12 protein-coding genes and 1 pseudogene are annotated in these 11,989 nt (G+C 70.9%); 11 read left to right on the forward strand and 2 right to left on the reverse strand.

Annotation, left to right across the window (positions count from 1 at the left end):
• Positions 1-122: 122 nt before the first annotated feature.
• Entirely contained in the window at positions 123-515 is a 393-nt protein-coding gene (locus GT007_RS13540) for a hypothetical protein (RefSeq protein ID WP_160122155.1), read from the reverse strand.
• Positions 516-634: 119 nt separating this feature from the next.
• Positions 635-1,606 carry a hypothetical protein gene (locus GT007_RS13545; RefSeq protein ID WP_160122156.1) on the reverse strand — a complete coding sequence of 324 codons (972 nt, stop codon included), beginning with the start codon at positions 1,604-1,606 and terminating at the stop codon, positions 635-637.
• Positions 1,607-1,700: 94 nt separating this feature from the next.
• On the opposite strand from GT007_RS13545, the gene GT007_RS13550 reads away from it, so the two are divergent.
• From GT007_RS13550 to GT007_RS13600, 11 genes and pseudogenes are all read left to right on the forward strand, one after another.
• Entirely contained in the window at positions 1,701-2,630 is a 930-nt protein-coding gene (locus GT007_RS13550) for a lysophospholipid acyltransferase family protein (protein ID WP_236571660.1), read from the forward strand.
• A 214-nt stretch (positions 2,631-2,844) separates the two neighbouring features.
• Complete coding sequence (gene miaB / locus GT007_RS13555; RefSeq protein ID WP_160122170.1) at positions 2,845-4,200, forward strand: tRNA (N6-isopentenyl adenosine(37)-C2)-methylthiotransferase MiaB; 1,356 nt, start codon at positions 2,845-2,847, stop codon at positions 4,198-4,200.
• Positions 4,197-5,273 (forward strand): PhoH family protein, encoded by a 1,077-nt coding sequence (locus GT007_RS13560; protein ID WP_236571661.1) that lies wholly within the window; start codon positions 4,197-4,199, stop codon positions 5,271-5,273. Before miaB ends, GT007_RS13560 begins: the two co-directional genes overlap by 4 nt.
• Positions 5,257-5,748, forward strand: a complete 492-nt coding sequence (ybeY, locus tag GT007_RS13565; RefSeq protein ID WP_160122157.1) for an rRNA maturation RNase YbeY — start codon at positions 5,257-5,259, stop codon at positions 5,746-5,748. The genes GT007_RS13560 and ybeY overlap by 17 nt, the downstream gene beginning before the upstream one ends.
• A complete protein-coding gene (locus tag GT007_RS13570; protein ID WP_160122158.1) occupies positions 5,745-6,632 on the forward strand; it encodes a hemolysin family protein in 888 nt (295 codons plus the stop codon). Before ybeY ends, GT007_RS13570 begins: the two co-directional genes overlap by 4 nt.
• Positions 6,633-6,738: 106 nt before the next feature.
• The gene (locus tag GT007_RS13575; RefSeq protein WP_160122159.1) at positions 6,739-7,488 is read left to right on the forward strand and encodes a tetratricopeptide repeat protein; all 750 of its coding nucleotides are present in this window, start codon (positions 6,739-6,741) and stop codon (positions 7,486-7,488) included.
• Positions 7,489-7,565: 77 nt separating this feature from the next.
• Positions 7,566-9,755, forward strand: coding sequence for a TonB-dependent receptor (locus GT007_RS13580; protein WP_160122160.1), 2,190 nt, complete (start codon positions 7,566-7,568; stop codon positions 9,753-9,755).
• 4 nt (positions 9,756-9,759) lie between these two features.
• The gene (locus GT007_RS13585; RefSeq protein WP_160122161.1) at positions 9,760-10,443 is read left to right on the forward strand and encodes a Fe2+-dependent dioxygenase; all 684 of its coding nucleotides are present in this window, start codon (positions 9,760-9,762) and stop codon (positions 10,441-10,443) included.
• A 21-nt stretch (positions 10,444-10,464) separates the two neighbouring features.
• Positions 10,465-11,250, forward strand: coding sequence for a tonB-system energizer ExbB (gene exbB, locus GT007_RS13590; protein WP_160122162.1), 786 nt, complete (start codon positions 10,465-10,467; stop codon positions 11,248-11,250).
• A 3-nt stretch (positions 11,251-11,253) separates the two neighbouring features.
• Positions 11,254-11,682: a TonB system transport protein ExbD gene (exbD, locus tag GT007_RS13595; RefSeq protein WP_160122163.1), complete on the forward strand. Its 429-nt coding sequence runs from the start codon at positions 11,254-11,256 to the stop codon at positions 11,680-11,682.
• Positions 11,679-11,989, forward strand: a pseudogene (locus GT007_RS13600) (hypothetical protein); the annotation flags it as partial. The gene exbD and the pseudogene GT007_RS13600, both read left to right, overlap by 4 nt.

Below are 11,989 nucleotides of genomic sequence, written 5' to 3' on the forward strand. Positions count from 1 at the left end.
CCCGGCTTTTCAATAACTCCCGGTTTCCAAAGGCCTCCCGGCCTTTGGTGGGGGGAGCGCGAGGGGGGCAAAGCCCCTCTCGTGTTCGCCCTGCCGTCCAGCGTCACTCCCCCCGCAACAGGCTACCGGCAGGTGATCTGCGTGGCGTCGCGCAGGTCGATGAATTGCAGGGCACCGGTGCCCGAGGGGTTGTTGAACGTGTCCACGCCCAGGCGGATGCGCTCGGAGGCATAGGCGTTCAGGGTCTTAGCGGCGTTGATCGGGCGCTGCTGGGCCTGGGTGGCGTTGAAGGTCAGGGTGTAGTTCACCCGGGCATTGGTCGTGTTCCGCAGCTGCAGGAAGTAGCTGACAGTGGAGGAGCCGCCATTGCTGCTGACCGTGTTGTAGAAGCTGTCGGCGATCAGCCGGCCATTGCAGTAGGACACGGACTGCGCCTGGGCGGGCTGGGGGGCGGCGAAGGCCGCGGCGGTGGCGATAGCGGCGATCGCGGCGGCGTTGCGCATCTGGGTGATCATCGTGCTGTTCCTTGGTCCGTTCCGGCGGGCCCTATGGCCCGTCGTGATGGAAGGAACATACACGGGAAGTTGTATTCGATAATTACGATCAAAACTCTCGTTCTTATAGATACGTCCTATCAGGCGGCATGCCGCCGCAGCACCGCCCGCACCTGGTCCTCGCCCAGTGCCAGCAGGGCGGGGTTGGCGCGCAGGCCCCGGCCCGCGAACACCTCCAGCATGCGCAGGGCGGCCTCGGCCATGGGCACCTTCACCCGGCCGGCCACGCCGAGCGTGACGAGGAAGGAGAGGGCCAGCCCGCCCTGCCCCAGCGCGCGCTCGGGCTCCATGGGCGGCAGACCGCCGATCTCGTCGAAATAGAGCGCGGCATCCGGCAGGCCGAGGCCGAAGCGGGCGGCCAGCGCGTCGCGCTCACGCGCGAATTCGCGCAGCAGGCGCCGGGCGGCCTCGGGGTTGCCGGCGGGGGCCAGCAGCTGGGCGGCGTCACCCAGCCCCGACATATCGGCCAGGGAGGCGGCGAGCATGCCCTCCATCTGCCGCACGCGGATGCCGAACAGGGCCTCGGCCAGGGCGGCCAGGCGAGGCCCTTCGGCCTCCGCGCCCAGCCACAGGCGGCTGCGCAGCGCGCCGAGCCACAGCCGCCCATCGGGCAGGCGGCGGGCCGCGACGGGGGGCGCCACCAGCCCGCCCACGGCGGCCGACACCCCGCGCGGCTTCAGCAGCCGCGCCAGCAGCAGCGGGCTGAGCGAGGCGGCGGGCGCCACCAGCACGCCGGGCGCGCCGGTCATCACGCGGGCCAGCCGTTCCAGCAGGGTGGTCTGGGCCTGGCCGGGCACGGCCACGAACACCGCGTCCACCCCTTCCAGCGCGCGGCCCAGATCGGCCGAGACCCGCACCGGGAAGCTGCCGGCGAGCAGCCCGGCCACGGTCACGCCCGCGCCCAGGTTGCGGGTGCCGCCGCCGCGCGGGGAGTAGAGTGTCACGGCATGGCCGCGGCTGGCGGCCAGCGCGGCGCTGGCCGTGCCGAGCGGCCCGGCCCCCAGAACGGCCAACCGCAAAGGCGGGCCACCGGCACCCATTGTCTCGGCCATGCAGCCACTCCGTCACACATGCTTCAAAGGGCTGTCATTGCGGCGTCTTCAACCACGCGCTACCGCAACCCATCTCAGCGTCAGATAGCACCCCATGACGATTCAGGCACGCGCCACCACCACCCATGATACCAAGCCGCCGCGCCGCAAGGGCAGGAATGCCCCGCCGCGCCCCAGGCAGCGCTTGCCCGGCAGCCGCTGGGGCGCCGTGATGGAGGACCGCCCCCTGGGCGGGCGCGGGCGCGCGGTGCGGCGCCTGGCCTCCGTGGTGCTCTGGACGCTGCTGTGCATCCCGGTGCAGGCGGTGCTGCTGCCCCTTCCCGGCCGGGCCAAGGCGCGCTTCCCCAAGGTGTACTGGCGGGGCATGTGCTGGCTGATCGGGCTGCGGCTGCAGCTGGTGGGCAAGTCCGCCGGGCCCTCGGGCACGCTGTATGTCTCCAACCATTCCTCCTGGCTGGATATCCTGGTGCTGGGCGGGCTGCTGGAAACGCGCTTCGTCTCCAAGGCGGATGTCGCGAGTTGGCCCGGCATCGGGCTGGTGGCGAAGCTGGGGCGCTCCCTGTTCGTCAGCCGCAGCCGCACCGGCACCGGCCGCGAGAGCAACGAAATCGCCACCAGCCTGAAGGCCGGCGACAGCGTGATGCTGTTCCCCGAGGGCACGACGAGCGACGGCACGCGGGTGCTGCCCTTCCGGTCCTCCTTCCTGTCGGTCGCCGGCGACGCGCGGCAGGTGCAGCCGACGACGGTGGTGTACGATCGCATGGGCGGGCTGCCGGCCTGCCGGCGGGACCGCCCGGTCTTCGCCTGGTATGGCGACATGGAAACGCTCAGCCATGCCTGGTTCCTGCTGCGCCACACCGGCACGCGGGCGACGGTGGTGCTGCATGAGCCCTTCACGCCGGACAGCCTGCCGAACCGGAAGGTCATGGCCTCCGAGATCGGGCGGATCGTGTCGATCAGCGCCGCGCAACTGCGGCAGAACCGGCCGGTGGAGCCACTGGCGGCGCCGGCGCGGCGGGGGTAGGCCGCAAGGCCAGCCGCGCCCTGGGGGCCAAACGCCTAAAACCTGCCCTGTCACCCACGCGACACTTGACCAACGCGGCCCGGTTTTGAAACGCTTCGCACTGCAATGACGCGCAAAACCACTCCCAGGAGGATTCTCTCCGCTTGACCCACGCCCCTCGCCCTCGCATGTGCAGGGCCGCCGCGCTGTTGCGGTGGAGTGGGTATATGTGGCGATGACCAAGCGGCTGCTGATCCGGACCTGGGGCTGCCAGATGAACGTGTATGACAGCGAGCGCATGGCCGAAGTGCTGGCGCCGCTGGGTTTCGGCCCCACCGAAACGCCCGAGGACGCCGACATGGTCATCCTCAACACCTGCCACATCCGCGAAAAGGCCGCCGAGAAGCTGTTCTCCGAACTCGGCCGCCTGCGGCTGGTGAAGGAGGCACGGCGCCAGGGCGGCCAGGAGATGGTGCTGGCCGTCGCCGGCTGCGTCGCCCAGGCCGAGGGCGCCGAGATCGCCGCCCGCGCCCCCTATGTCGATATCGTGATGGGCCCGCAGACTATCCATCGCCTGCCGGAGATGGTGGCCCGCGCCAGCCGCGCCGGCGGCCTCGTGCTCGACACCGACTTCCCCGAGGAAAGCAAGTTCGACCACCTGCCCGAGGCCCGCGCCCAGCAGGGCGTCACCGCCTTCCTGACGGTGCAGGAGGGCTGCGACAAGTTCTGCTCCTTCTGCGTGGTGCCCTATACGCGCGGGGCCGAGACCTCCCGCCCCGCCGCCGCCGTGCTGGCCGAGGCCCGGCGCCTGGTCGAGGCCGGCGCGCGGGAGATCACGCTGCTCGGCCAGAACGTGAATGCCTATCACGGCGAGGGTGTGGGCGGGCTTGCCGGGCTGGTGCGCGCCCTGGCGGAGATCCCGGACCTGGCCCGCATCCGCTACACCACCTCCCACCCGCGCGACATGGGCGATGATCTGATCGCCGCCCACCGCGACATCCCGCAGCTGATGCCCATGCTGCACCTGCCGGTGCAGAGCGGCTCCGACCGGGTGCTGGCCGCGATGAACCGCGGCCACACCGCGGCCGACTACCTGCGGCTGGTGGACCGGCTGCGCGCCGCCCGCCCCGACCTGGCGCTGACCAGCGACTTCATCGTGGGCCACCCCGGCGAGACCGATGCCGACCACGCCGCCACCATGGCCCTGGTGCGCGAGGTCGGCTTCGCCGGCGCCTACAGCTTCAAATACTCCGCCCGCCCCGGCACCCCCGCCGCCCGCGCCCCCCAGCAGGTGGCGGGCGATGTGGGCGATGCCCGGCTGGCGGAGCTGCAATCCCTGCTGGCCGAACAGCAGCGCGGCTTCAACGCCGCGCGCGTCGGGCAGGAATTCGACGTGCTGGTGACGGGCCCCGGGCGCCACCCGGGCCAGATCGCCGGCCGTTCCCCCTGGCTGCAGGCGGTGCATGCCGAGGGACCCCAGGGCCTGGAAGGCAGCATCATCCGCATGCGCGCCGTCTCGGCCACCGCCAACTCGCTCACTTGCGTATTGAAGGACCGCTCAACACCCTTGCAGGAGCAACACGCCGCTTGAGCACCACCTACACCCCCCGCCCCGTCTCCCGCCCTTCGGGCACGGCCCTCGGCAGCAGCGAGAGCCGCTCCGTCACCTTGCCCTTCGAGGACAACCGATTGCTCCAGGAGCTGTTCGGTGCCCATGACGAGCACATGGTGAAGGTGGAGAAAACAGCGGGGGTCCGGGTGGACCGAACGCGCAACGGCATCTGCATCACGGGCCCGGTGGAGCGCACCATGGTGGCGGAGGCCGCGCTGCGCGGCCTGTGGCGCGGCCTGCAGAAGGGCGATGGCTGCACCATGGCCCAGGTCGATGGCGCGCTGCGCCTGGCCGAGGGCGAGAACGAGCCCCGCCTGCCGCTGCGCGATCTGCCGCAGATCCGCACCCGGCGCGGCACGGTGGCCCCGCGCAGCCCGGCCCAGGCGGCCTATATGGAAATCCTGGGCAAGAACGACATCAGCTTCGGCCTCGGCCCCGCCGGCACCGGCAAGACCTATCTGGCCGTGGCCCAGGGTGTGGCCATGCTGCTGGCCGGCAGCGTCACGCGCATCGTGCTGTCGCGCCCGGCGGTGGAGGCCGGCGAGCGCCTGGGCTTCCTGCCCGGCGACATGAAGGAGAAGGTGGACCCCTACCTCCGCCCGCTCTACGACGCGCTGAACGACATGATGCCCGGCGACCAGCTGGCGCGCCGCATGGCCGCCGGTGAGATCGAGATCGCCCCGCTGGCCTTCATGCGCGGGCGCACGCTCTCCCACTGCTACGCCATTCTGGACGAGGCGCAGAACACCACCCCCGCCCAGATGAAGATGTTCCTGACCCGCCTGGGCGAGGGCAGCCGCATGGTGGTCACGGGCGACCCCAGCCAGATCGACCTGCCGAACGGCCAGCCCTCCGGCCTGGTGGAGGCGGTGAATGTGCTGCAAAACGTGCCCGGGATCGGTATGATGCGCTTCTCGGAGACCGATGTGGTGCGCCACCCCTTGGTGGGACGCATCGTTGCGGCCTACAACCGCGCCGAGGAGCGGGCCGAGCCCGCCAGCAATACCCGCCGTGGACGCGGCTGGGCAGGAGAACATGCCGGACCGAAGTAGTCCCCCGGAGGGCCGATCTAGGCCTTCCATCGAGATCATCACCGCCGCGCCCGGATGGCGCCGCCTGGTGAAACAGCCCGAGCTGCTGGCGCAACGCGCCGCACTGGCGGCGATCCGCGCCAGCGGGGCCACACCCCCACAGGGTGCGGCGCTGACCGTGCTGCTGGCCGATGACCGCACGCTGAAGCAGCTGAACAGCGACCACCGCGACAAGGTGAAGCCCACCAATGTCCTCAGCTTTCCGGGTATCGGCCCGGCGCTGGGCGATATCGCGATCTCGGTGGAGACGGTGCGGCGGGAAGCCTGGGCGGAGGGCAAGACGCCCACCGCCCATTTCGCGCATCTGATCGCGCACGGCACGCTGCATGTGCTGGGCCATGACCATCTGGAGGCCGGGGAGGCCCGCCGGATGGAACGCGCCGAATCGCGCGCCATGGCCCTGATCCGCCAGCCCAACCCCTGGCGCCGCACATGAGCGAGCAGACCAACCCGCCCTGGATCGCGCGGCTGGCCGGCCGGCTGCGCAAGCGCCCGCACGAATCCCTGCGCGACCGCATGGAGGAGCTGATCGAGGCGCCGGAGACGGAGGACGAACGCGCCTCCACCACCGAGCTCGACATGAACGAGCGCGCGCTGCTGACCAATGTGCTGAAGCTGCGCGGCACCACGGCGGTGGATGTGATGCTGCCCCGCGCCGACATCGTCTCCCTGCCCGACAACCTGACGCTGGAGGAAGCCCTGGCCGCCACCGCGCGGGAGGGGCATTCGCGCTATCCGGTCATCCACGGCCAGCTCGATGACGTGCTGGGGATGGTCCATATCAAGGACATCTTCGCCTCGGTCGGCAGCAGCGAGGAGTTCAGCCTGCGCAAGATCCTGCGCAAGCCGCTGTTCGTGGTCCCCAGCGTGCCCGTGCTCGACCTGCTGCTGCGCATGCGGCAGGAGCGCATCCACATGGCGCTGGTGATCGACGAATACGGCGGCATCGACGGGCTGGTCACCATCGAGGACCTGGTGGAGACGATCGTCGGCGACATCTCCGACGAGCATGACGAGGTGGGCGCGCCGCACATCACCGAACGGGTGGACGGCACCATCGACCTGGACGCCCGCACCACGGTGGAGGAGTTCGAGGCCCGCTTCGGCCCGGTGCTAACCGAGGAGGAGCGCGGCGCGGACATCGACACGGTGGGCGGGCTGGTCTTCACCTTGGCCGGCCGCGTGCCGGTGAAGGGGGAGCTGATCAGCCATTCCTCCGGCCTGGAATTCCGCGTGCTGGAGGCGGACCCGCGCCGTATCCGGCGGCTGCGGGTGCGCCCGCCGGGGGCTGGCGCGCAGGGTAAGGCGGCGGCGGAGTAAGGCCTTCACCATTTCCGAGAGGGGCGGAGAGGGGCACCTCCCCTCTCAGGGGAATGGCTTGCCCCAATATTGCAAATGACTCGCAAACGCATATGCTGCGCCGCACATGCACCGCCCCCCCACCCATGCCGAGATCGTCGCCACCCCGCCCGAGGAGATCACCCGCATCCTCGATGGCGACCCGGTGCGCGCCTTCGCCTGGCTGGCCGCCGCCGCCCGGCTGGGCTTCGTGGATGCGCAGCTGGCCTATGCCCAATGCCTGCTGAACGGGCGCGGCTGCACGCCCGATCCGCACACGGCCTTCCTGTGGTTCGGCACAGCGGCCAAGGCGGGCTCGGCCCAGGGCATCAACATGCTGGGCCGCTGCCATGAGAATGGCTGGGGCACGCCCCGCGACGAGGCCGCCGCCGCCACGCTCTATCGCCAGGCGGCCGAAACGGGCCTCGACTGGGCGGAATACAATTACGCCAACATGCTGGCCCGCGGCGCGGGGGTGGAGAAGGACCTGGACCAGGCGCTGGCCTGGTACCGCCGCGCCGCCGCCCAGGGCCATGCCAAGGCCATCAACCTGGTCGGCCGCTTCCTGGAGGAAGGCTGGGGCTGCGCCCCGGACCCGGCGGCCGCCGCCACCCTGTATGCCCGCGCCGCCGAGGGCGGGGATTTTCGCGCCCAGTTCAACCACGGGCTGACCCTGGCCCGCGCCGGCCGGGCGGAGGAAGCTCGGGACTGGTTCCTGCGCGCCATCGCCGGCGGCACCCCGGGCTTCCTGGCCAGCATGGCCCGCGCGCTGGAGGCCCTGCCCGACCCCGCCTTGCGCGCCCTGGCACCCCAGGCCCGGGAGCATGCTGGGGTGTGAAAAAATCCTCGCATCGCAATTGCGAGTCACTTTCAGTTGCAGTAGCTAACAGTGCAGCTCATCCGGGAATCATCGCCATGGCGCTTCGCTCCGAACCCCTCGCCTTCGAACCATCCGTCGGTCTGATGACGGGCCTGGCCCTGCTGGCCGGCATGCCGGCCGCCATGGCCCAGACTTCCACCCCGGCCTCCGGCACCGACGGCGCCGCCCCGCGCGTGGCCCTGCCGGAGCTGGACGTGTCAGGCCAGGCGCCCTCCCCGTACCGGCGCGATTCCGATCCCGTGGTGCGCCTGCCGACCACCATCGCCGAGACTCCGCAATCCATCACCGTCGTCCCGCGCGAACTGATGCAGGAACAGGCCGTGTCCTCGGTGCGGGAGGCGCTGCGCAACGTCACCGGCATCTCGCTGGCCGCCGGCGAGGGCGGCTTCTCGGGCGACAACCTCACGCTGCGCGGCTTCTCCGCGCGCGGCGACTTCTTCATCGACGGCATCCGCGACGCCGGCCAGTACGCGCGCGACCCGTTCTTCCTGGACAGCATCCAGGTGCTGAAGGGCCCGTCCTCCATCATGTTCGGCCGCGGCTCCACCGGCGGCGTCATCAACCAGACCACCCGCCTGGCCCGCGCCGGCAATTTCGGGGACATGATGGTGTCCGCCTATTCCTCGGGCGGCGTGCGCGTGACCGGCGACGTGAACCTGCAGGCGGGCGACATCGCCGTGCGCACGCAGATCATGGGCTCGCGCATCGACGTGGCCGGGCGCGACCATGTGTACCAGTCGCGCTACGGCGTGGCCCCCTCCATCACGCTGGGCCTGGGCGGGCCCACCCAGCTCACCCTCTCCTACATGCACCAGGAGGAGGAGAACGTTCCCGACTATGGCGTGCCCTATGTGAACGGCCGCCCGCTGCGCGTGCCGCGCAGCACCTTCTACGGCGTCAGCAACCAGGACCGCGAGCGCACGGTGACCGACGTGTTCACCGCCCGCGCCCAGCACCAGTTCAATGACGCGATCACCGTGCGCAACACCTTCCGCATGGGCAGCTACTGGCGCGAGCTGAACGCGACCGCGCCGCGTATCGCCACCACCACCAGCACCGGCGCCGCCTTCAACGCCCTGACCACCCCGCTGGGCCAGACCTTGATCCGGCGTGAGCCGCAGGTGCGCACCGGCTATGACAGCATCATCGTGAACCAGACCGAGGCCCTGCTGGCCCTGCAGACCGGCCCGATCAGCCACCGCGCGCTGGTGGGCTTCGAGGTCGGGCGCGAAAGCTCGGAGGTGGTGCGCTATGCCTTCGGCACCAACACCAATGGCCGCCCCAATGCCTCGGCGCTGAACCCGAACTACTACGCGGACTCGCCCTTCATCCGCACCACGGGCTCCGACATCCGCACCGTGGCGAACACGCTGGCCCTGTATTTCGTGGACCAGATCAAGCTGCACCCGATGTTCGAACTGCAGCTGGGCGGCCGCTGGGACCGGTTCGAGGCCGACTACCGCAACCGCGCCGCCACCACCAACAACCGCTTCAACCGCACGGATGAGGCCTTCAGCTGGCGCACCGCGCTGGTCTTCACCCCCACCCCCCGGGTGCGGACCTATTTCGCCGCCGGCACCTCCTTCAACCCCTCCGCCGAGAGCCTGACCCTGGCCGCCAACAACGCCCAGATCGGCCCCGAGGAGAACATCACCTATGAGGTCGGCGGCAGCTGGGAGGCGCTGGACGGCCTGCGCCTGACCGGCGCCCTGTTCCGCATCGAGAAGACCAATGCCCGCACCTCCGACCCCTCGGGCAATCTACAGGTGCTGAACGGCATGGTGCGGGTGGATGGCGTGGAGGTGGGCATCCAGGGCCGGCCGCTGCCGAACTGGAATGTCTATGCCGGCTACACCTACCTGAACTCGGAGATCATCCGCTCCGGCAACCGGGCCGAGATCGGGCGCGAATTCGCCAATGTGGCGCCCAACACCGCCTCGCTCTGGACCACCTATGACCTGCCCTACGGGTTCCAGATCGGCGGCGGGCTGACCTATGTCGATCGCCGCTTCGGCAACACCACCAACACCAACCGGGTGCCCAGCTACACGCGCTATGACCTGGCCGCCGCCTGGGCCCCCACCGAGGGCTCCCTGCGCGGCCTGCGTTTCCAGCTGAACGCCCAGAACATCACCAACGCCCTCACCTATGAGACGGTCTATACCGCGCACACCGTGCCCGGCCCCGGCCGCACCGTGGTGCTGAGCGTGGCGGCCCGGTTCTGATCCGGTGCTGCTGCACATCCCCGACGTGCTGAACCCCCAGCAGCTGGCGCAGGCGCGCGGGCTGCTGGGCAGCGCCCCCTGGGTGGATGGCCGGGTGACCGCCGGCCACCAGTCGGCCCAGGTGAAGGACAATCTGCAGATCCCGGAATCGGCGCCCGAGGCCGCGCGGCTGCGCGACCTCGTGCTGGCGGCGCTGGAGCGCAACCCGCTCTTCATCTCCTCCGTGCTGCCGCTGAAGGTGTTTCCGCCCCTGTTCAACCGGTATGACCCGGGCATGACCTTCGGCGCGCATGTGGACAACGCCATCCGCCAGGTCACGGGCACGCCCGCGCGCATCCGCACCGATGTCTCCTGCACGCTGTTCCTGGCCGACCCCGCCGACTACGATGGCGGCGAGCTGACGGTCGAGGACAGCTATGGCGAACACCGCGTGAAGCTGCCGGCGGGCCATGCCGTGGTCTATCCGGCCACCAGCCTGCACCGGGTGGAGCCCGTCACGCGCGGCAGCCGCGTCGCCAGCTTCTTCTGGATCCAGTCCATGGTGCGGGAGGACGCGCAGCGTTCCCTGCTGTTTGACCTGGACATGGCGATCAACGGATTGCGCGGCGATCTGCCGCAGGGCCATAAAGGCCCGGTCCAGCTCACCTCCATCTATCACAACCTGCTGCGCCGCTGGGCCGATGCCTGAACGCGCCGCCGGAGACCACGCATGAAACGCCTCCTCGCTTCCCTGCCGCTCCTGACCCCCGGCCTGGCCTGGGCCCAGACCGCTTCCGTGGCCATCCCGGCGGAGAACCTGCCGCATGAGCTCTCGCCCTGGGCGATGGTGCAGGGGGCGGACATCGTGGTGCAGTCGGTGATGGGCGGGCTGGTCTTCGCCTCCATCCTCACCTGGACCATCGCGCTGGCCAAGCTGCTGGAACTCACCGCCGCCTCCCGCCGGGCGGCCGCGACGGTGGAGGCGCTGCGCAGCGCCGAGAGCCTGGAACACGCCCAGCGGCGCCTGGCCGAGACCCCGGGCCCCGCCGCCGCCATGCTGCGCGCCGCGATGAGCGAGCTGCGCGCCTCCGGCGAGGGCGCGCCCAAGGACGGCGTGAAGGAACGCACCGCCTGGGTGCTGGAGCGCATCGCCGCCCGCGCCGCCCGCGGCCTGTCGCGCGGCACCGGCATCCTGGCCACCATCGGCTCCGTCTCGCCCTTCGTGGGCCTGTTCGGCACGGTGTGGGGCATCATGAACAGCTTCATCGGCATCTCCCGCGCGCAGACCACCAACCTGGCGGTCGTGGCCCCCGGCATCGCGGAGGCCCTGCTGGCCACCGCCATCGGCCTCGTCGCGGCCATCCCGGCCGTGGTGATCTACAACGCCTTCAGCCGCGCCATCGCGGGCCAGAAGGCCAAGCTGGCCGATGGCACGACGGAGGTGATGCGCCTGCTCTCCCGCGATCTGGACCGCACGGCCCCGCGCGCGCGCAACATGTCCCTGGCGGCGGACTGACCCATGGCCATGCAACTCGGCGGCGGGGATGACGACCTGGCCGAGGTCAGCGACATCAACGTCACGCCCTTCATCGACGTGATCCTGGTGCTGCTGATCATCTTCATGGTGGCGGCCCCGCTGGCCACGGTGGATGTGGCGGTGGACCTGCCTGTCTCCAACGCCGCGCCCCAGCCGCGCCCCGACCGCCCCGTCTTCCTGACCGTGCGCGCCGACCGCAGCCTGCATCTGGGCGACGAGGCGGTGGAGCGCGACGCCCTGCCCGCCGCGCTGGAGCGCGCCTTCGACGGCAACCGCGACGGCCGGGTCTTCCTGCGCGCCGATGCCGGCCTGCCCTATGGCGAGCTGATGGAGGTGATGAACGCCTTGCGCGCCGCCGGCTGGCTGAAGGTGGCGCTGGTGGGCCTTGAGGGCGCGCCCGTTTCCCGATGAGCGCGACCTTCCGGAACCGGGATGAGGAAGCGCCCGGCGCGCTGCGCTGGGGTGCCTCGCTGGCCGTGATCCTGGCGCTGCATGGCGGCATCCTGTGGCATGTGGCGCATCTGGTGCCCCACACGCCGCCGATCGAGATCTCCGACCCCATCATGCTGGAGCTGGAAGCCCCCGCCGAGACCGCGCCCGGGGAGCCCTCCACGCCCGGCGCGCCCCCCGCGCCGCCGGCCCCGCCCGCGCCGATGGACCCCGCGCCGCCCCTGCCGGCCCTGGCCCCGCCACCACCGCCCAGCCCGGCCCCGCAGGA

Source organism: Rhodovarius lipocyclicus (genome assembly GCF_009900765.1).
In the GTDB taxonomy this organism is placed as follows: Bacteria; Pseudomonadota; Alphaproteobacteria; order Acetobacterales; family Acetobacteraceae; genus Rhodovarius; species Rhodovarius lipocyclicus.

Coding starts and splice junctions, on each gene's coding strand:
- GT007_RS13540 (WP_160122155.1), bottom strand. CDS start 515: ATGATCACCCAGATGCGCAACGCCGCCGCGATCGCCGCTATCGCCACC.
- GT007_RS13575 (WP_160122159.1), top strand. CDS start 6,739: ATGCACCGCCCCCCCACCCATGCCGAGATCGTCGCCACCCCGCCCGAG.
- exbD (WP_160122163.1), top strand. CDS start 11,254: ATGGCCATGCAACTCGGCGGCGGGGATGACGACCTGGCCGAGGTCAGC.
- miaB (WP_160122170.1), top strand. CDS start 2,845: ATGACCAAGCGGCTGCTGATCCGGACCTGGGGCTGCCAGATGAACGTG.
- GT007_RS13570 (WP_160122158.1), top strand. CDS start 5,745: ATGAGCGAGCAGACCAACCCGCCCTGGATCGCGCGGCTGGCCGGCCGG.
- GT007_RS13580 (WP_160122160.1), top strand. CDS start 7,566: ATGGCGCTTCGCTCCGAACCCCTCGCCTTCGAACCATCCGTCGGTCTG.
- ybeY (WP_160122157.1), top strand. CDS start 5,257: ATGCCGGACCGAAGTAGTCCCCCGGAGGGCCGATCTAGGCCTTCCATC.
- GT007_RS13550 (WP_236571660.1), top strand. CDS start 1,701: ATGACGATTCAGGCACGCGCCACCACCACCCATGATACCAAGCCGCCG.
- exbB (WP_160122162.1), top strand. CDS start 10,465: ATGAAACGCCTCCTCGCTTCCCTGCCGCTCCTGACCCCCGGCCTGGCC.
- GT007_RS13545 (WP_160122156.1), bottom strand. CDS start 1,606: ATGGCCGAGACAATGGGTGCCGGTGGCCCGCCTTTGCGGTTGGCCGTT.